Source organism: Pseudomonas sp. B111 (assembly GCF_026428275.1).
Classification (GTDB): Bacteria; Pseudomonadota; Gammaproteobacteria; order Pseudomonadales; family Pseudomonadaceae; genus Pseudomonas; species Pseudomonas aeruginosa.
Genome location: NZ_CP097857.1, coordinates 2,655,306 through 2,674,262, shown reverse-complemented (window position 1 = coordinate 2,674,262; position 18,957 = coordinate 2,655,306). Strand labels below are relative to the sequence as shown.

The following is an 18,957-nucleotide window of genomic DNA, read 5'->3' as shown; positions in this document are numbered from 1 at the left end:
AACCATGAGCATCGAACTGCGCGGCGGCGTGCGCGCCTCCGCGGTCATCGGCGACAGTGCCTTCGCCCGCCAGGCCGCGCGTTTCCTGCCGGACACCCGCAGTCGCGCGGTGAGCGCCTTCGACATCCAGCAGAAGGCCCGCCTGGAAGAGGCGGACGGCCTCGACGGCGCGCTGTTCACCGTTTCCGCTGCCTGGCCCGACCCCTGGCTGGTCGCCGGCTGGGCTTTGGCCGCGGCGCCGCGCCTGCGCGCCACCGTCGCGCACCGACCGGGGAGCGCCCAGCCGACCGTTGCCGCGCGCGCCCTGGCCACTCTCGACGGCCTGTCCAACGGGCGCGCCGGCGTACACCTGGTGATCGGCTCCAGCGACGCCGACGTGCGCCGCGACGGCGACTTCGCCGACAAGGACGAACGCTACCGGCGCGCCGTGGAGTACCTGGAGGTCTTCACCCGCGCCCTGGAAAGCCGCGACCCCTTCGACTACCACGGCGAGTTCTACCGGCTGGAGGACGCCGGCAGCGGCTTCCTGCCGATCCAGCGGCCGCGCCCGCCGCTATCCGTTGGCGGCTCCTCGGCGCAGGCACAACGCCTGGCGGTGCGCTTCGCCGACGTCTACGCCGGCCACTTCGCCAGCCCCACGCAGACCGCGGAGCTCAAGCGCAGGCTGAACGAGGAGGCGGCGGAGCAGGGCCGGCGGCTGAAGTTCTGGAAGCACTTCCAGGTGATCCTCGGCGACAGTCCGGCGGCGGCCCGGGACATCGCCGAGCACTACCGCCAGGCCGCCTTCGAACTGCTTCTGGCACGGCCCCTCGACGAACTGGCGGCATCGCCGCAGGTCGCCCGCGACGGCGAGCGCGACCGGCTCGCCCGGCTGGAGCCGGAGGCCTTGCGCGAATGGGTGGCGAATACCGTGCAGCGCAGCTTCGCCGGGGTGCTGGTGGGCAGCGTCGGCGAGCTGGCGGAACAGATCCTGGCCTTTCATCGCGCCGGCATCGAGATCGTCCAGCTCGAGGCCACCACCGAGAACGCCGAGGACATCCGCTTGCGCCGCCAACTGATCGAGCGTCTGAGGCGCGACGCATGAGCGGCGTCGCCCGCGAGGCCATGGAGGACGTCGCGCCGGCGGCGCCTGGCGTCGGCGAGTTCGGCGTGGCCAGTTGTGGGGTGCTGCTGGCCTCGGTAGTGGGGGTGATCTTCGGCCCCACCGGGCTGGTGATCAGCAGCTTTTCGCTGTTCATCGAGCCGATCGCCGCCGACCTGGACTGGGACCGTGGCCAGTCGGCACTGCCGGTGACCCTGCTGGGCCTGGCGGTAGCCCTGAGCAGCCCGCTGAAGGGCTGGCTGGTGGATCGCTGGGGCGCGCGCGCCCTGGTCCTGCCGCTGACCGCCGCGCTGGCCCTGTGCCTGGCCAGCCTGGCGCTGGCGCGCAGCGGCTGGCAGCTATACCTGCTGTTCGCGCTGCTCGGCCTGCTGACGCCGGGCAACATTCCCTATGCGCGGATTCTCGGCGGCTGGTTCGAGCGTCGTCGCGGCGCAGCCTACGGCATCCTCGGACTCGGCTTCGGCGTCGGCGGGCCACTGGCGCTGTACCTGGGCAGCGCCTGCATCGACGCCTTCGGCTGGCGTGCCACCTTCCTCGTCTATGGCCTGCTCGAAGGCCTGCTGGCGCTGCCACTGCTCTACGCGTTGTTCCGCGAGCGGCCCGGCGACCTGCCGCAGGCGCGGCGCCCGCCAGCCGGCGCGCTGCCCGGAGCGACGCCAGGCCAGGCCTGGCGCTCGGCGGACTTCTGGCTGATCGTCGGCAACCTGATCCTCGGCGTGTTCGCCGTCACCGGCGTGATGGTGCATGGCGTGCCGCTGTTGCAGGAGCACGGCCTGTCGCGGGAGGTCGCCACCGACGTGCTGGCGGCGCTGTGGGTCGGCATGATCGTTTCGCAACCGGCGCTGGGCTACCTGCTGGACCGCTACGACACCCCGCGCATCGCCTTGCCGTTCGCCCTGCTGGCGGCGCTCGGGCTGCTGCTCCTGCTCCTCGGCGGACCGCCGGCGCTACTCTGGGGCGCGGTGTTCCTGATCGGCCTGGGCGCCGGCGGCGAGACCGGCACCACCCAGTACTTCGTCAGCCGCTACTTCGGCCTGCGCCATTTCAGCGTGATCTATGGCTCGATCCAGCCCTTCACCTTCGCCATCGCCATCAGCCTGGGGTCCTGGCTGCTGGGTTACTTCTACGACCGCGCGGGCTCCTACGCGGGCTCGACGCTGGTCCTGCTCGGCGCGTTCGGCGCGGCGGCAGGGCTGCTGGTCATGCTCGGGCGCTATCGCTACGCCATCGACGGGGAGGCACGCAGCCATGGGCGAGACTGAACGGAGCAGGGCGGAGGTGGGCGTCTGGCTGCTGGCCGGACTGGCCTTCGTGGTCGGCACGGTGGAACTGGTGGTGGCCGGGGTGCTCGACGAACTGGCCGCCAGTTTCGCCGTCAGCCAGGGCCGGGCCGGGTTGCTGATGAGCCTGTACGCGCTGGTCTATGCGCTGCTCGGCCCGCTGCTGGTCTACCTCAGCGCCGGTATCGAGCGCCGCCGCCTGCTGGCCGGCGCGCTGCTGGCGTTCATCGGCGCCAACCTGGCCAGCGCCGCCGCGCCGAGCTTCGCCCTGTTGCTGGCGAGCCGGCTGCTGGTGGCGGCCAGCGCCTCGGTCATCGTGGTGGTGGCGATCACCCTGGCGGTGGCCATTGTCGCGCCGGAACGGCGCGGCCGGGCGATCGGTCTGGTGTTCGCCGGCATCGTCGCCTCGCTGGTGCTGGGCGTACCGCTGGGCACCCTGATCGGCGAGTTCTGGGGCTGGCGTAGCCTGTTCCTGCTGCTCGCCGGGGTCGCGTTGCTCGGCCTGCCGCTGCTCCTGCGCCTGCTGCCGGCCATCCCCGGCGCGCCCGGCATCGCCCCGGCGGAGCAACTGCGGGCGCTGGCCCGGGGCCGGGTGCCGTTCGCCCACCTGGCATCGCTGTTGCAGATGACCGGCCAGTTCACCGTCTACACCTACATCGTGCCGTTCCTGGTCGGCAGCATGGCCCTCGACAAACCGACCATCAGCCTGGTCCTGCTGGTCTACGGGGGCGGCGGCATCCTCGGCGCGCTGCTCGGCGGACGTGCCGCCGACCGCTGGCCGGGGCCGGCCACCTTCGTCGCCTTCCTGCTCCTGCATGCACTGGCCCTGGTCCTGCTGCCGTTCGCCACCGGCGGCCTGCCGCTGCTGCTGGGCGCGGTGGTGTTCTGGTGCGTGTTCAACATGGCGCCGGGGCCGGCGATCCAGAAATACCTGGTGGAACTCAGCCCGGACACCGCGGCGATCCAGATCAGCCTCAACACCAGCGCGATCCAGCTCGGCGTGGCCCTGGGCGCCTTCATCGGCGCGATCCTGGTGGACCAGGTGGCGGTGCGCGCGCTCCCCTGGTGGGGCGCCGCGCTGATCCTCGGCGCCGCCGCCTGCGGCTGGCTGTCCGCGCAGCGGCCGGCGGCGGGCACGGCGGACTGCCGGGAGCGCCTCGATTGATTCCCTACCGCGCGCCACGGGAACAGCCCCGGGCGCCGTTCCTCAACCTCCAGGCTCACTACCGCTATCCGTGGCGTGGCCTGCCAGCAGCGAACGCTTACCATGGATAGCCAAGGCTCCATCAAGAACACCCTGATCGCCCAGTTGTTCCAGCAGAACTACGACTGGCTGTGCAAGAAGCTGTCCTACCAGACCGGCTGTAGCCACAGCGCCGAAGACCTCGCCGCCGAGGCCTTCCTGCAGGTCTGGATGCTCCCCGACCCGGCGTCGATCCGCTCGCCGCGGGCGTTCCTCGCGACCATCGCGCAACGCCTGATGTACGAGAGCTGGCGGCGCAAAGACCTGGAGCGCGCCTACCTGCAGATCCTCGCCGAGGCGCCGGAGGCGGTGCAGCCGTCGCCTCACGAGCAGTGGATGCTGATCGAGAGCCTGCAAGCCATCGATCGCCTGCTCGACGGCCTGTCCGGGCAGGCCAGGGCAGTGTTCCTGATGAGCCAGTTGGAAGGCCTGACCTACGTGCAGATCGGCGAACGCCTCGGATTGTCCCTGGGGCGCATCCACCAGTTGATGAAGGATGCCTTGCACTGCTGCTACCGGGGATTCCAGGAATGAGCGAGAAGCCGGAACGGCAACGCATCGTCGAGGAGGCCATCGAATGGATGGTGCGCCTGCAATCCGGCGACTTCAGCGCCGCCGAGGGCGATGCCCTGGAACGCTGGAAGGCGCTGTCGAGCGAGCATGCCGAGGTGTTCCGGCAACTGCTTGGCAGCCTCGCGCCGCTACAGGACTCGCCCTGGCGCGGCCAGCCGAGCGCTACCGTGCTGCGCGCCCTGGAGCAGCCGTCGAGCCGCCGGCGCTTCGTCGGCGGCGCCCTCGGGCTGTTTGTCCTGCTCGCCGGCGGCGCCGGCCTGGAGCGCTGGGTCCAGGCCGGCATGGGCCTGCCCGGCGAACTGGCGACCGGCACCGGCGAGCGCCGCGACTGGTTGCTGGCCGACGGCAGCCGCCTGCGCCTGAACGCGCGGAGCAAGGCGCGACCGCTGCTCGACGGCGCCCAGCGGCGCCTGGAGCTGCGGCGCGGCGCGATGCGCCTGGAAGTGAAGGAGGACCCGCGCGGCGCCTTCGCCCTCGACTGCGCCGCCGGACGGGTGGACTGCGCCAGCGGCAGCCTGCTGCTGGCCGAGGAGCGCGGGGCGATCCGCCTGGTGACCCTGCGCGGCAGCGCGCGGCTGACCACCGGTGAGGGACGCCAGCTGGCGGTGGCGGCACGACGTAGCCTGCTGTTCGATGCCGGCGGCCTGCTCGAACAGGGCCCGATGCAGGCCGGAGAGGATGCCTGGGCCAGCGGCTGGCTGGAGGTCCACGACCGCTCCCTGGCCTGGGTCGCGGAGGCCTTCCGGCCCTATCTGCCAGGCATCCTCCAGCTCGACGCGGAGATCGCCGGCAACCGCGTCAGCGGTCTGTTCCCGCTGGACGACATGCACACGTCCCTGGACATGCTCGGGCGCAGCCTGCCGATCCGCGTGCTGCGCTACAGCGACTACTGGATCAGCCTGCGCCCCGCCTGACTCATTCGTCGAAGAACAGCAGGCAACGCAGTTCGATGCTCTGCCGCGGCGGCGCATCGGCCAGGGTGCAGGGATCGTCGAAGGCGGTGTGCGCGCCGAGGCGGGCCTGCGCGTCCTCCCGCGAATCGTAGATCTTCAGCAGCAGCGCTTCCTCCGGCAGCAGGTGCGGGTAGTAGTACCAGCGGTGCTCCGGGTTGGGCTTGACCGAGTAGGTTTCGCCCACCTTGTCGCGGTACACCAGGTCACTGGCTACCAGGTCGTCGAACGCCAGGCTGCGGGCGTCCAGCAACGCCAGCGGCGCGCGCTGCACCGGATGGCCGAACGGACGCCACAGGTTGACGATCTGGAAGCGTCCGGCCAGGCGCCGTTCGGCGCGTTCCGCCGGCAGGTGGTCGCGGACCCGGCGCGGCGCCGAGCGCAGGGTCTGGTCGTTGTGCACGTAGCGCACCGGTTCGCGCAGGCCGCGTTCTTCGCGCCCGGCCTGGTCGACGCGCAGCGTGTGGTCGAAGATCACCGCCTCGGCGGCGCCGGTCAGGCGGCGGAGCAGGGCGATGCTTTCCGGGTAGTAGCGTTCACGAACCTGGGCTTCATCCTCGAAATCGCCCACCGCGCTCGCCTCGCGCACCAGTTGGAAACCCTCGCGCTCCAGGCTGGCCGGTTGCGCCAGCAGACGCGCATTGCGGATCGCCACCCGGGTCGGCTGCAACAGCGCGCTGCGCTGCGGCGTCCCGGCGGGGGCCGGATAGGTGTAGGCGACCGGCCGTTGGCCGTTGTCGCGGATATAGTTGACCTCGGCCTCGACCTGCTCCGGCGCGTGCGCCGGCCATGCGTGTTGCTGGCAACCCATGTGTCGTTCTCCCGTTGCCAGCGGAGATGCCTCCGCTGCCGCGCCGCCGGATGCCGCGCGTGAACGGCCAATCTAGCCGCTGGCAGGCGGCGGCGAAACGAACATCGAGCGCTGGCGTCCTGCCTTCGTGGAATAAGCCCGGAGCGGCTCAGGGCATCGCGCCGAGTCGTCGCCGCTGGCGATACTGGCGCGGCGTCATGCCTTTCCAGCGCCTGAAGGCGTGGATGAAGTTGGACACCTCGCCGTAGCCGAGGCGCTCGGCGATCTCCTCCAGGCGGATCGCGCCGGTGGCCAGCAGCTCTTCGGCGAGGGCCTGGCGCACCTCGTCGAGCAACAGGCGGTAGCTGCTGCCCTCGTCGTCCAGGCGGCGACGCAGGGTACGCACGGTGAGGTGCAGTTCCATGGCCAGGGTCTGCATGTCCGGCAAGTGGCCGGGCGTCCTCAGCAAGCGGTCGCGGATGCGTCCGGCCAGACCGCCGCGCACCTGGCGGCGGGCGAGCAGGGCGCGGCACTGCTCCTCGCAGGCGCGCGCCACCTCTGGATTGGCGCCGGGCAGCGGGAGGTCGAGGAAGCGCCGTTCGAAGACCACCCGGTTGTCCGCCTGGCCGAACGCCGGGCACAGGCCCAGCTCGCGCACGTAGGGCGCGGGATCGGCGGGCGGTGGGCGGCGGAAGCCGGCGCGGAGGATCGGCAGGCGCTGCCCGGTGAGGTCGCGCTGGATGCGCAGCACGCCACCGGCGTCGCGTTCGAGGAGGAAAATCCGCAGGTCCTCGGGAATGCCGGCGTCGTCGAGCACCAGGTGCGCTTCGTCGTCGTGTACCTCCAGGCGGATGCCATGGAAGGCGAAGGTCAGGTCGAGGTAGCGCAGGCCCAGTTGCGCGGCGCTGAGGAAGGTCGGGCTGCTGAGCAGGGCGAAGCCCCAGATGCCGTAGGCGTTGAGGTGATAGCGCAGGCCTGCCGCCAGGCCCGGCGCGCAGGCGTCGCCCAGGTGCCGGACCAGGTTGCGCACGACGCTCAGTTCCTGGGCCGCGTCGATTTCCCCGGAGGGATCGCCGAGCAGGCGGATATCCAGGCCGCTACCTGCCAGGCACTGCTCCAGGCCGAGGCCGCGGTCGATGCCGAACTGGATCAGCAGGTGCGCGCTGATGGCGCTGCGGCGGGGAGACCAGGGCGGAGTGGGCATGGTGGCGTCCGAGGTTGACCGAAAATCACAACTTTATGTCCGGCCCGGCCATAACGCCAGTCGCCCCGGCGAACTAGGATGCTGCCATCCGCCGCTGGGCGGAATCGCGCCGGACGGCGTGGCAAGCAACAAACGGGAGCACAACAATGCACAACGAGTCCCGCCCTGAAGCCCCCTTGCGGGTGCTGGTGGTCGGCGCCGGCTTCGCCGGTCTCGGCCTGGCGATCCGCCTGCGACAGGCAGGCATCGACGATTATCTGGTGCTGGAAAAGGCCGCCGATGTCGGCGGTTGCTGGCGGGAAAACCGCTACCCGGGCGCCGCCTGCGACGTCCCCTCGCATCTTTATTCGTTTTCCTTCGAGCCGAAGGCCGACTGGTCGCGCAAGTTCGCCCCGCAGGCGGAAATCCTCGACTACCTGCGGCATTGCGCGGACAAGTACCGTCTGCGCGGGAAGATCCGTTTCCACTGCGAGGTGGAGGAGGCCCGCTTCGACGCCGGCAGCGGCGAATGGCAGGTGCGCTGCGCCGACGGCCAGACGCTGCGCGCACGGGCCCTGGTCTGCGCCACCGGCCAGTTGAGCCGGCCGCTGCTGCCGCGCCTGCCCGGCCTGGAGCGCTTCCAGGGTCCGGCGTTCCACTCGGCGAACTGGGACGCCGAGGTCGAGCTGGCCGGCAAGCGGGTCGCGGTGATCGGCACCGGAGCCAGCGCCATCCAGTTCGTCCCGCGGATCGCCCCGCAGGTGCAACGCCTGTCGCTGTTCCAGCGCAGCGCGCCCTACGTGATCGCCAAGCCGGACCGCACCTACGCCGACTGGGAACGCCGCCTGAAGGCGCGCTGGCCGTGGCTGCAACGTCTGGATCGGGGGCTCAAGTACCTGCACCACGAATCGCGGATGCTCGCCTTCGCGACCTTCCCGGCGCTGATGAAGGTGATGCGGCTGAGCTTCCATCGTCACCTGCACCGGCAGATCGCCGATCCGCAACTGCGCGCGCGGCTGGTTCCCGACTACCCTCTGGGTTGCAAGCGCATCCTGATCAGCAACGACTATTACCCGGCGCTGGCCAGGAGCAATGTCGAACTGGTCGACACGGGCATTCGCGAAGTCACCGAAGACGCCGTGGTTGGCCGTGACGGCCGCCGGCACGAGGTCGACGCGATCATCTTCGGTACCGGCTTCGCCGCCACCGAGTTCCTCGCCCCGATGCGCATCCTCGGCCTCGACGGACGCGACCTGCGGCAGGCCTGGGCGGATGGCGCGGAAGCCTACAAGGGCATCAGCGTCAGCGGCTTCCCCAACCTGTTCATCCTTTACGGGCCGAACACCAACCTCGGTCACAACTCCATCGTCTACATGCTGGAAAGCCAGTTCCCCTACGTGCTCGGCTGCCTGCGCCAGCTCCAGGCGCAGGGCTTGCGCTACCTCGACGTGAAGCCCGAGGTCCAGCGGCGCTTCAACCTGGAGGTGCAACAGGGGTTGCGCCATACCGTCTGGGAGCGTGGCTGCGACAGCTGGTACAAGACTGCCGCCGGCAAGAACACCAACAACTGGCCGGGCTACACCTTCGTCTATCGCTGGCGTACGCGCCGGCCGGAGCTTGCCGACTATGACCTGGCCCGCTGAAGCGCCCCTGTCCTCGCCGCCGCAACGCCTGCGCGCCGGTCTCCTGCGCGGCTGCCTGCGCCTGTTGTTCCGCGGGCTGGTCCGTCCGCCCATGCCGGTGGCGCTGCAACGCGGCGTGCTGCGCGGGCTGAGCCTGGCGACGCTGGGCGCCGGCGGCGTCGTTCGCGAGCGCCGCAGCCTCGCCGGCGTGCCCTGCGAGTGGTTGCGGCCGCGCGGGGTGGAGGCGCGGCGCCGGGTGCTCTACCTGCACGGCGGCGCCTACCTGATCGGCTCGCCGGCGACCCACCGGGCGATCACCACGCACCTGGCCCGGCGCTGCGCCGCCGAGGTTTGCGCGGTGGACTACCGGCGTGCCCCGGAACATCCGTTCCCCGCCGCCCGCGACGACGCCCTGGCGGTCTACCTGGCATTGCTGGAGGCCGGCCATTCGCCGCGCCGACTGCTGCTCGCCGGTGACTCGGCGGGCGGCCACCTGGCGCTGTCCCTGGCCCTGGAGCTGAAGGCGCGCGGCTTGCCGTTGCCGGCCGGGTTGCTGCTGTTCTCGCCCTGGACCGACCTCAGCTGCCAGCGCCTGCACACGCCGGAGGCCGGCGACCCGCTGCTGTCGCGGGCCTGGCTGGAAAGCGCGGTGCGCCTGCTGCTGCCGGCCGACGCGGAGCCAGGCTCGGCCGCCCTGTCGCCGCTGCATGCCGACCTGGCGGGGCTGCCGCCGCTGCTGGTACAGGTCGGCGAGGACGAACTGCTGCGCGACGACAGCCTGCGCCTGGCGCAACGGGCCGGTGAGCAGGGCGTCGCGGTGCGATTGCAGCGCTACGCCGGTTGCTGGCACGTGTTCCAGGCCCATGCCGGCGTGCTGGCCAGCGCCGACCGGGCGTTGGACGAGGCGGCGGCGTTCGTCGTCGAATGCAGCGCGGAGGGCGGCCAGTGCAGAACATCCTGATCAGCGGTGCCGCCTCCGGGATCGGCGCCGCCAGCGCGCGGCTGTTCCACCGCCGGGGCTGGCGGGTCGGTTTGCTGGACATCGATGCCGAGGCGTTGCGCGGCTTGGCCGCGGAACTGCCGGGCGCCTGGCAGCGTGCCGTGGACGTCAGCGAGCCCGACGCGGTCGGCGAGGCGCTTGCGCAGTTCTGTGCCGATGGCCGCCTGCGCCTGCTGTTCAACTGCGCCGGCATCCTGCGTTTCGGCCGCTTCGAAGAGGTCGCCCTGGAGGACCACGCGCGGTTGCTGGCGATCAACCTGCAAGGCGTCCTCAACTGCTGTCACGCGGCCTTTCCGTTCCTGCGCGCGACGCCGCAGGCGCAGGTACTCAACATGGGCTCGGCATCGGGGCTTTATGGCGTACCGGAGATGGCCGTCTACTCGGCTTCGAAGTTCGCCGTGCGCGGGCTCACCGAGGCGCTGGAGCTGGAATGGCGCCGCCACGGGATTCGCGTCGCCGACCTGATGCCGCCGTTCGTCCGCACGCCGATGGTCGCCGGGCAGACCTACCGACCGCCGGTGTTGCGTCGCCTGGGGCTGAGACTGGACGCCGAGGATATCGCCGAGGCGGCCTGGCGGCAGGCGCACAGCCGGCGGGTGCACCGGCCGGTGGGCGGGTTGTTCACGGCGCTGTACTGGGCTGGGCAGTTGTCTCCGCCGTGGGTGAACCGGGCGGTGATGGCGTGGTTGTCGCGGGACGAATAGGCACTTGCGTTTATCCGCCGCTTATCCGGGGTATTGGCGGATACCGCCTGTGGCGGTATTCGCCCTACAGGCCTGCGGAAACGCCGGCTGCCGCTCCAGCTCCGTAGGGCGAATAACCGCTCGCGGTTATCCGCCGCTTATCCGCGACATCGGCGGATAACGCCCGTGGCGTTATTCGCCCTACGGATCAGGACTTCGAAATGAACTCCTCTCTCAGGCTCATGGCGTCTCTCGTGGTCTTTCTCCGGCAACTCCGCACACCTGTCCGCTATGTCTCCGGTCCGTACAGACGCTTGCAAAAGGGGCTCGCCTGGGAAGGCGAAACGAGAAGCCGGGGCAGGCAAGGAAATCAGCTTGCCCAGCACATTCAGACTCAAGACCACGACGGCAGAAATGGCCAGCCTCAGGCCGGCAACAATGGCCGGCAGGCCTCGACGAAGCGCCGGCAGGCACCCGCACATTCGCGCTCCAGCGGCTCGTCGCCATCGCAACGCTCCGCGCATGCCAGGGCATAGCGCGCCGCCAGCTCGCAGGCGGCCGGCGCCCATGGGCTGCGGCGCTCCAGCAGCAGGGCAGCGAGGCGGCAGAGGTCGGCGCAGTCGCCGGCGTGCTGGCGTTGTTCCCTGCTGGACTCGATGCAGAGCGCCAGGTAGCGCTCGCACGCGCGGATGCAGGCCTGGGCTGCGAGCCGGCAGCGCTCTTCCGGCGCCTGGGCGGCGGCACCGCCGAGCAGGGCGTCGGCGTCGGTTTCCAGCAGGGAACCGGGGTCTTCGTTTCCGGGATCGTTGATGGCGCGGGTCATGGCGGCACCTCCTGGCGATTGCGCCCATGCGGGCCCTGTCCCTTGGGCCGGTCGCCCGCGCCGACAGTTCAGTCGATTTCGCCGTCGGCACCGCCGCTCGATTGCCTTGAACCCTCGCCTGCGGCGCCAGTCCTCACTGGTACGACCCCAGACACGACCAGGAGGCGAGAATGTCCAGCACGGTTGCCGATCAATTGCTCGAACGCTTGAGCCAGTGGGGGGTGAAGCGCGTCTTCGGCTACCCCGGCGATGGCATCAACGGGATCATGGGCGCCATGGGCCGGCGCGCCGAGGCATTCGACTATATCCGCGTGCGCCACGAGGAGATGGCGGCCTTCATGGCCGGCGCCCACGCCAAGTTCACCGGAGAGGTCGGGGTGTGCCTCGCCACCTCGGGGCCGGGCGCGATCCACCTGCTGAACGGGCTCTACGACGCGCGCATGGATCATCAGCCGGTGCTGGCCATCGTCGGCCAGCAGGCGGCTACCGCGTTGGGCAGCGACTACCAGCAGGAAGTCGATCTGCAGAGCTTGTTCAAGGACGTTTCCGCCTATGTCGAGACCGTGGTCAGCCCGGCACAACTGCTCCATGTGCTGGACCGAGCCCTGCGCGTGGCGGTCGGCGAGCGGCAGGTGGCGACGGTGATCGTGCCCAACGACGTGCAACAGATGGCGGCCCCGAAGCGCCAGCCCCACGAGCACGGCCACGTGATGTCGGCGGTGGGCTTCGTCCAGCCGCGACCCTACGCGCGCGACGCCGACCTGGAAGCCGCCGCGGCGATCCTCAATCGCGGCCGGCGCGTGGCGATCCTCGCCGGTGCCGGGGCCCTGGGCGCGCACCGGCAACTGGAAGCGGTCGCCGAGCGCCTGGCCGCCGGAGTGGCCAAGGCGCTCCTGGGCAAGGCGGCGGTTTCCGACGACCTGCCGTACGTGACCGGCTCCATCGGTCTGCTCGGCACCCGCGCCAGCAGCATGCTGATGGAGCATTGCGACACCCTGCTGATCGTCGGCAGCACTTTCCCCTACAGCGAGTTCCTACCCAAGGCCGGCCAGGCGCGGGCGGTGCAGATCGACCTGTATCCGCGCAACATCGGTATCCGCTATCCGATCGATCAGGCCTTGCTCGGCGATGCAGGGGAAACCCTGGAGCGCCTGCTGCCGCTGCTCGAGCAGAAAAAGCACGGCGCCTGGCGCCGCCGGGTCGAGCGGGCGGTGACGGCCAGTCGCGAGGAAGCCCGGCGCCAGGCCGAAGAGCCAGCCGACCCGATCAACCCGCAGCGGGTATTCCGTTCCTTGTCGGAGCAACTGCCGGACGATGCGATTCTCTGCGGCGACAGCGGCTCGCATACCAACTGGTACGCCCGCGACATCCGCATGCGCCCGGGCATGCTCGGCTCGCTGTCGGGCAAGCTGGCGACCATGGGCAGCGGCGTGCCCTACGCCATCGCCGCCAAGCTCGCCTATCCGCAGCGGCCGGTGGTGGCGATGGTCGGCGACGGCGCCATGCAGATGAACGGCAACGCCGAACTGGTCACCGTGCAGCAGTACTGGCAGCGCTGGGACTCGCCGACCTTCATCGTGCTGGTGCTGAACAACGGCGATCTCAACCAGGTGACCTGGGAGCAGCGTGCCCTGGCCGGCGACCCGGAGTTCAGCCCGGCGCAGGAAGTGATCGATTTCCCCTACGCGCGTTATGCGGACATGCTCGGCTTCAAGGGCATCCGCGTGGATCGCCCGGAGGATATCGACGCCGCCTGGGCCGAGGCCTTCGCCGCCGACCGCCCGGTGTTGCTGGAGGTGGTCACCGACCCGAACGTGCCGCCGCTGCCGCCGCACATCAGTTTCGAGCAGGCCAAGCACCTGCTTGGCGCCATGCTGCAGGACGATCCCAAGCGCTGGGGGGTGATTCGCCAGAGCGCCCGGCAGGTCCTCGCGCGGCACTGAGCAAGGCGGTCGCGGCGCTCAGTCGGCGCGGCCGCTACGCAACTGGTCGGCCAGTTCGCGGTGGTGGTAGAAGCGCGCCAGCCATTCGTCGGCGAAGCGGCGCAGGTCGGGATCGGCGGAGTTTCGGGCGATTCCCTCGAAGCGTGCGACCAGACGGTCCTGCTGGCGAATCTGCGCGTCGAGGAAACCGCGCTCGTCGAAGCCGCCGGGAGCGGCGGCCTGCCGTTCGGTCTGGCGCGGCGAGGGCAGCGCCAAGGCCTTTTCCCCGGCCAGGGCGCGCAACTGATGGTCGAACTCCTGCTGTTCGGTGAGTACGCGCTTGGCATAGAGCTGCACCGCCTTGTTTTCGGAACGGCGCATGGCTTGCTCGGCTGCCTCCACCTGGGCCTGGCTGTCGGCCAGGCTGTCGGCGAGCAGGGCGCGGGTATCAGCGGGTTCGGCCTGGACGGCCAGGGGCAACAGCAGGGCGGCGATCAGTGACAGGCGACTGGGCATGGCGAACCTCCGGACGGGACGAGTGTGCGGTGGACGCTCGCCATACCGCGCCGTTCAAAAAAACCGCCTATGCGTCCCAGGCCGCCAGCAGGCGTCGATGCTCGCGGTGCGCCGCCTCCTGCACCGTCGGCAGCAGCCGTACCCGCTGGCCTGGCAGGCATTGCGCCAGGCGCGCCAGCGCCAGCGGGGCGAGGGCGCCGAGACGGGGATAGCCGCCGATGGTCTGGCGGTCGTTGAGCAGGACGATCGGCTGGCCGTCCGGCGGCACCTGCACCGCGCCGAGGGCGATGCCTTCGGAGATCATCGATTGCTGCCGGCATTCCAGGCGCGGGCCGAGCAGACGTACGCCCATGCGGTCGGCGCGGGTATCCACCTGCCAGTCGCCGTTGAACGCATCGAACAGGCTCATGGCCGGGAAGTCGCCGATCTGCGCGCCGAGGATCAGCTCCAGGCGCGCTTCGCCGGTGCAGTCCATGATCCGTTCGCTGGGCAGGGGCAGCGCGCGCGGTCGCGCGCCATCGGCCAGCCAGCCGAGGCTGTCGCCTGCGGCCAGGGCCTTGCCGTCGGCGCGGGGGCCGCCCAGGCCTTCGCGGGCCACCGTGGCCAGGCTGCCCAACTGGCGCTCGCCGGCGAAGCCGCCGGGCGCCGCCAGGTAGGCGCGGGCGCCCTGGCGCGGGTGGGCGAAGGCCAGGCGCTGGCCGTCGCGCACGGCGAACGCGCCCCAGGCCGGCAGCGGCTGGCCATCGAGGGTCGCGCCGAGATCGCCGCCGGCCAGGGCCAACCAGCCGTCGGCACGGCATTCGGCGACGAAACCGCCGAGGGCGATCTCGATCACCGCGGCGTCCAGGGGATTGCCCAGCAGCCAGTTGGCCCAGCCCATGGACAGCCAGTCGAGGGCGCCGCCCTGGGTCACGCCGAGATGGCGGCAGCCGAAGCGGCCGCGATCCTGCAACTGGACCAGCGGGGTGCTCTGGCACACCCGCAGTCCGCCGTGGATGGAGTCGTTCATGCCTGGACCTCCAGGGGCGTGTCGTCGCCGCCGAGGCGGACGAATTCGGCGTGTCCGATGGGTTCGAAACGCACCCGGTCGCCGGCGCGCAGCAGGCTGTAGCCGTCCAGGGTGAGGTCGAACAGGCGCACCGGGCAGCGCCCGAGCAGGTTCCAGCCGCCTGGCGAGGCCTGCGGATAGACCGCCGTCTGGCGCTCGGCGATGCCGACGCTGCCGGCGGCGATGCGTTGCCGGGGAGTCGCCAGGCGTGGCGCCGCCAGGGCTTCCTCGACCAGCCCCATGAAGGCGAAGCCGGGGCTGAAACCGAGGGCGAAGACCCGGTACTCGTGCTGGCTGTGGCGGCGGATCAGCTCGGCGACGCCGAGCTGCTTGCGCCGCGCCAGGGGTTCCAGGTCGGGGCCGACCCGCGGGTCGTACCAGGTCGGCAGGACGTGCAGGCGGCCGCCGTCCTGGCGTTTCGGGCGCAAGTCGGACAGCGCCGCGGCGATCCGCGCGCGGGCTTCGCCGGGGTCGAGCTGGAGCAGGTCGTATTGCAGGAGCAGGGTGGTGTAGGACGGCACCAGGTCGAGCAGGGCGGCGCCGAACGCCGCCCGCAGGTTTTCCTCCGCCGCCAGCAGCCAGGGCATGTTGGCTTCGTCGATGCGCTCGAACAGGCGCAGGACGAAGCTGTCGATGGCGGCCACCTCGATGCGCGGTTGCGGTTGGCTCATGCCGCCTCCAGGGCGTCGCGGATGCGCCGCACCGCGGCCAGCGAGGCGGGGTTGTCACCGTGTACGCAGAGGGTCTGCGCCTCCAGCGCCAGGGCGCTGCCGTCGCTGGCTCTCAGCGGCGCGCCACGGGCCAGCAGGAGGGCCTGGGCGAGCACCGTCTCGGCGTCGTGGTGTACCGCGCCGGGCTGGCTGCGCGAGACCAGGTAGCCGGCGCCGTCGTAGGCGCGGTCGGCGAACGCCTCGAACCACAGCTCGATGCCGTGGGCCTCGCCCAGCGCGCGCGCCGCGGTGTTGTCGCGGGTGCTCATCAGCATCAGCGGCAGGGTGCGGTCGTAGGCCGCCAGTGCGCGCAGCACGGCGGCGAGGATCGCCGGGTCGCGCATCATGTCCTGGTACAGCGCGCCGTGCGGCTTGACGTAGCGTACCCGTTCGCCCTGGGCGCGGCAGAGTCCGTCGAGGGCACCGATCTGGTAGAGCAGCAGGTCTTCCACTTCCTGCGCCGAGCAGGCCAGCGAGCGCCGGCCGAAGCCGACCAGGTCGGGGTAGCCGGGGTGCGCGCCGATGCGCACGCCATGCTCCACCGCCAGGGCCACGGTGCGGCGCATGGTGCCGGGATCGCCGGCGTGGAAGCCGCAGGCGATGTTGGCGCAATCGATCAGCGGCATCACCTCGGCGTCCAGGCCCATGCTCCAGGCACCGAAGCTCTCGCCGATATCGCAGTTCAACAACAGGCTGTTCATGCTGGTTCCTTCAGGTCATTGCTCGCCGGACCTCACCACAGCGCCAGGCTGTAGCTGAGGATCAGGCGGTTTTCGTCGAGGTCGTTGGCGAAATTCGAACGCACCGTGGCGTTGCGCCATTTCACTCCGAGGTTCTTCAGCGGCCCGCTCTGCACCACGTAGCCGAGGTCGGTGTTGCGTTCCCATTCCTTGCCGTCGTTGGCCGCGCCGCGGGCGACGTTGTCGCCGGAGACGTAGCGGCTCATGAAGCTCAGGCCGGGCAGGCCGAGCGCGCCGAAATCGTAGTCGTAGCGCAGTTGCCAGGAGCGCTCGTCGACGTTGCCGAAGTCGCCGATCTGGATGAAGTTGACCAGGTACGGGTCGCTGCCGGCGATGTAGGGATAGGGATCGTCGCCGCTGATCCGCTGGTAGCCGGCGGCCACCGCGTGGGCGCCCAGGCGCAGGCTGAAGAGGGCGCCGAAGGCGCGGTTGTCCAGTTCGCGGAAGCCGCCGTCCTCGCTGGCCCGGGCGAAGCGCAGGTCGCTCTTGAGCGAGCGCTGTCCGCCGAGGTCGAGGGTGTGTACCAGGCCGGCGAAGGTCTGTCGGTAGATGTCCTTGAGCCGACCCTGGTGCAGGCTGGCGGTCAGCGCCGGGGTCAGGCGATAGTCGCCGCCGGCGAAGTCGAAGGCATCGCTGCGCCCGCCGATGCGGTTGGCGCTGAACACCTGGTAGTCGCTGGAGCTGTTCAGCTTGTTGCGGTCCAGGTGCGCGCCGCGCAGGGTCAGGCCGTCGATCTCCTGCACGTCGAGCAGCGCGCCGCGGAACAGTTCCGGCAGCAGGCGGGTGTCGTTGGCCGAGACCAGCGGGCTCTTGAAGTGCAGCGCGCCGACCTTGAGCAGGCTGTTGGAGACCCGCGCCTTGGCGGTCAGGCCGAGCTTGGCGTAGTCGTCCTGGGAACCCCCGGCGGAGCCGTCGGCCGGCAGCAGCCCGGTTCCGCCGCTGCCGCCGCCGGAGTCGAGCTTGAGGCCGAGCAGGCCGATGGCGTCGACGCCGAAGCCGACGGTGCCTTCGCTGAAGCCGGACTCCAGGCGCAGGAGGAAGCCCTGCGCCCATTCGTCGGCGTTGTTGCGCGCGCCGCTCTGGCGGAAGTCGCGGTTGAAGTAGAAGTTGCGCAGTTCGAGGCTGGCGTGGCTGTCCTCGACCAGGTCGGCCTGGGCGAGCAGCGGCCAGCCCAGCCCGCTGCCGACGAGCAGCGCGGCAGCCAGGCGGGGAGTGGGATGCATGCTGGGGTTTCCTCGGTCGACGGCTCAGAGTTCCAGTTGTTTGCCGCGGGTTTCCGGCAGGCTGAGGGCGGCGAGGATCACCACGCCGTAGGAGACCGCGGCGAAGGCGCCGATCCCCAGGCCCAGCGAGAGCTTCTGGCCGAGCATGCCGATCAGCATCGGGAACAGCGCGGCGATGGCGCGCCCGGCGTTGTAGCAGAAGCCCTGGCCGGAGCCGCGGATGCGGGTCGGGAACAGTTCGGTGAGGAACGAGCCCATGCCGCTGAAGATGCCCGAGGCGAAGAAGCCGAGCGGGAAGCCGAGCCAGAGCATGGCGCCGTTGCTTACCGGCAACTGGGTGTAGAGCAGGACCACGGTGAAGGAGCCGACGGCGAACAGGACGAAGTTCTTCTTGCGCCCGATCAGGTCGGTGAGGAAGGCACTGACCACGTAGCCGACGTAGGAGCCGAGGATCACCATCGCCAGGTAGCCGCTGGTGCCGAGCACGGTCAGCCCGCGCTCGGTCTTGAGGAAGGTCGGCAGCCAGGCGGTGATGGCGTAGTAGCCGCCGAGGGCGCCGGTGGTCAGCAGCGAGGCGCGCAGGGTGATGCTGAGCATGCCGGGGGCGAAGATCTCGTAGAAGCTGACCTTGTCGGCGCCCTGGTTGCGCTGCCTGGCCTCGCGGTAGATCGCCGGTTCCTTGACCAGCCGACGCACCACCAGGACGAACAGTGCCGGCAACAGGCCGAGCATGAACAGCGCGCGCCAGGCCTCCTCCGGCGGCAGCAGGCTGAACATCAGCGAGTAGAGGATGGCGGTGAGGCCCCAGCCGATGGCCCAGCCGGACTGCACCAGGCCGACCGCCTTGCCGCGGTCGCGGGCCTTGATCACTTCGCCGATGAGTACCGCGCCGGCGGTCCATTCGCCACCGAAGCCGAAGCCCATCAGGGTCCGCGCGACCAGCAACTGCTCGTAGTTCTGCGCGAGGCCGCAGAGGAAGGTGAAGAAGGCGAACCAGAGCACCGTCAGTTGCAGGGTCAGCACCCGGCCGATGCGGTCGGAGAGGATCCCGGCGATCCAGCCGCCGGCGGCGGAGGCGAGCAGGGTCATGGTGTGGATGAAGCCGGCTTCGCCGGTGCTGATCCCCCACAGGGCGATCAGGGTGGGGATCACGAAGCTCAGCATCTGGGTGTCCATGCCGTCCAGGCCGTAGCCGATCTTGCAGCTCCAGAAGGCCCGGCGTTCCTGCTTGTCGAGGGCGCGATACCAGCCGAAATGACCGTCCCGGGAAGCGTCCGGGCCGGCGTCGAGGGTCATGTGTTTTTCCATGGGGGCACCGATCGTCGTTATTGGTGTTATGAGGATTCGGTGGGCGCCGTCGCACCCGGTGGTCGCATTCTTCGAGGCTGGCCAGCGAGCGTCCAACTAATTTATGCGGCCGCCGGGGATAAGAAATTTCGATGGCGGAGCAGGCCGTCATGCGTCGATCATGTGCCGCCGGAAGGCGGGCGCTGGCATGGAAGCTGCTCGCTCCTGCCACCTTGTGTCCCTTGCCCGTCGGTGCCCGCCA

Annotated in this window: 18 protein-coding genes; 9 read left to right on the top strand and 9 right to left on the bottom strand. The window is 70.4% G+C overall.

All coding sequences use genetic code 11. From position 1 onward, the window contains the following. Nucleotides 1-4 precede the first annotated feature (4 nt). The 5 genes from M6E97_RS12410 to M6E97_RS12390 all read left to right on the top strand — a co-directional run bounded on the left by M6E97_RS12410 (nt 5) and on the right by M6E97_RS12390 (nt 5,112). Nucleotides 5-1,084 carry an LLM class flavin-dependent oxidoreductase gene (locus tag M6E97_RS12410; RefSeq protein WP_023094750.1) on the top strand — a complete coding sequence of 360 codons (1,080 nt, stop codon included), beginning with the start codon at nt 5-7 and terminating at the stop codon, nt 1,082-1,084. After that, entirely contained in the window at nt 1,081-2,364 is a 1,284-nt protein-coding gene (locus tag M6E97_RS12405; RefSeq protein ID WP_003128631.1) for an MFS transporter, read from the top strand. Before M6E97_RS12410 ends, M6E97_RS12405 begins: the two co-directional genes overlap by 4 nt. After that, entirely contained in the window at nt 2,351-3,547 is a 1,197-nt protein-coding gene (locus M6E97_RS12400) for an MFS transporter (RefSeq protein ID WP_003121674.1), read from the top strand. Before M6E97_RS12405 ends, M6E97_RS12400 begins: the two co-directional genes overlap by 14 nt. A gap of 102 nt (nt 3,548-3,649) precedes the next feature. Then, the gene (locus M6E97_RS12395; protein WP_003107976.1) at nt 3,650-4,159 is read left to right on the top strand and encodes a sigma-70 family RNA polymerase sigma factor; all 510 of its coding nucleotides are present in this window, start codon (nt 3,650-3,652) and stop codon (nt 4,157-4,159) included. Further along, nucleotides 4,156-5,112: a FecR family protein gene (locus M6E97_RS12390; protein ID WP_003118512.1), complete on the top strand. Its 957-nt coding sequence runs from the start codon at nt 4,156-4,158 to the stop codon at nt 5,110-5,112. The genes M6E97_RS12395 and M6E97_RS12390 overlap by 4 nt, the downstream gene beginning before the upstream one ends. Before the next feature lies 1 nt (nt 5,113). On the opposite strand, the gene M6E97_RS12385 is transcribed toward M6E97_RS12390, so the two are convergent. Beyond that, a complete protein-coding gene (locus tag M6E97_RS12385) occupies nt 5,114-5,959 on the bottom strand; it encodes a CmcJ/NvfI family oxidoreductase (protein ID WP_033938876.1) in 846 nt (281 codons plus the stop codon). Nucleotides 5,960-6,107: 148 nt separating this feature from the next. Next, the gene (locus M6E97_RS12380; protein WP_009315681.1) at nt 6,108-7,142 is read right to left on the bottom strand and encodes an AraC family transcriptional regulator; all 1,035 of its coding nucleotides are present in this window, start codon (nt 7,140-7,142) and stop codon (nt 6,108-6,110) included. A gap of 146 nt (nt 7,143-7,288) precedes the next feature. On the opposite strand from M6E97_RS12380, the gene M6E97_RS12375 reads away from it, so the two are divergent. The 3 genes from M6E97_RS12375 to M6E97_RS12365 are packed head-to-tail and all read left to right on the top strand — an operon-like array spanning nt 7,289 to nt 10,447. Beyond that, on the top strand, nt 7,289-8,764 hold the full coding sequence (locus M6E97_RS12375) for a flavin-containing monooxygenase (RefSeq protein ID WP_003128613.1): 1,476 nt from the start codon (nt 7,289-7,291) through the stop codon (nt 8,762-8,764). Continuing rightward, nucleotides 8,748-9,704: an alpha/beta hydrolase gene (locus tag M6E97_RS12370; protein ID WP_003128611.1), complete on the top strand. Its 957-nt coding sequence runs from the start codon at nt 8,748-8,750 to the stop codon at nt 9,702-9,704. The genes M6E97_RS12375 and M6E97_RS12370 overlap by 17 nt, the downstream gene beginning before the upstream one ends. Continuing rightward, nucleotides 9,689-10,447 carry an SDR family oxidoreductase gene (locus M6E97_RS12365; RefSeq protein WP_003128610.1) on the top strand — a complete coding sequence of 253 codons (759 nt, stop codon included), beginning with the start codon at nt 9,689-9,691 and terminating at the stop codon, nt 10,445-10,447. The genes M6E97_RS12370 and M6E97_RS12365 overlap by 16 nt, the downstream gene beginning before the upstream one ends. A 403-nt stretch (nt 10,448-10,850) precedes the next feature. Here M6E97_RS12365 and M6E97_RS12360 read toward each other — a convergent pair whose 3' ends face one another. After that, a complete protein-coding gene (locus tag M6E97_RS12360) occupies nt 10,851-11,249 on the bottom strand; it encodes a four-helix bundle copper-binding protein (RefSeq protein ID WP_003088822.1) in 399 nt (132 codons plus the stop codon). A gap of 170 nt (nt 11,250-11,419) precedes the next feature. Between M6E97_RS12360 and M6E97_RS12355 the strand changes: the two genes are divergently transcribed. Further along, on the top strand, nt 11,420-13,192 hold the full coding sequence (locus M6E97_RS12355) for a thiamine pyrophosphate-requiring protein (protein ID WP_003088823.1): 1,773 nt from the start codon (nt 11,420-11,422) through the stop codon (nt 13,190-13,192). Between the two features lie 18 nt (nt 13,193-13,210). Here M6E97_RS12355 and M6E97_RS12350 read toward each other — a convergent pair whose 3' ends face one another. The 6 genes from M6E97_RS12350 to M6E97_RS12325 form a co-directional block, all read right to left on the bottom strand. Beyond that, the gene (locus M6E97_RS12350) at nt 13,211-13,687 is read right to left on the bottom strand and encodes a DUF4142 domain-containing protein (RefSeq protein ID WP_003121670.1); all 477 of its coding nucleotides are present in this window, start codon (nt 13,685-13,687) and stop codon (nt 13,211-13,213) included. A gap of 67 nt (nt 13,688-13,754) precedes the next feature. Then, nucleotides 13,755-14,696, bottom strand: coding sequence for a biotin-dependent carboxyltransferase family protein (locus M6E97_RS12345; protein WP_023094076.1), 942 nt, complete (start codon nt 14,694-14,696; stop codon nt 13,755-13,757). Beyond that, a complete protein-coding gene (locus tag M6E97_RS12340) occupies nt 14,693-15,406 on the bottom strand; it encodes a 5-oxoprolinase subunit B family protein (protein ID WP_003132226.1) in 714 nt (237 codons plus the stop codon). Before M6E97_RS12340 ends, M6E97_RS12345 begins: the two co-directional genes overlap by 4 nt. Continuing rightward, nucleotides 15,403-16,146: a 5-oxoprolinase subunit PxpA gene (locus tag M6E97_RS12335; protein WP_003088826.1), complete on the bottom strand. Its 744-nt coding sequence runs from the start codon at nt 16,144-16,146 to the stop codon at nt 15,403-15,405. The genes M6E97_RS12340 and M6E97_RS12335 overlap by 4 nt, the downstream gene beginning before the upstream one ends. 32 nt (nt 16,147-16,178) lie before the next feature. Continuing rightward, on the bottom strand, nt 16,179-17,408 hold the full coding sequence (locus tag M6E97_RS12330) for an OprD family porin (protein WP_003132224.1): 1,230 nt from the start codon (nt 17,406-17,408) through the stop codon (nt 16,179-16,181). A 24-nt stretch (nt 17,409-17,432) separates the two neighbouring features. Continuing rightward, nucleotides 17,433-18,704, bottom strand: coding sequence for an MFS transporter (locus M6E97_RS12325; RefSeq protein WP_003088828.1), 1,272 nt, complete (start codon nt 18,702-18,704; stop codon nt 17,433-17,435). Between the last annotated feature and the right edge of the window lie 253 nt (nt 18,705-18,957).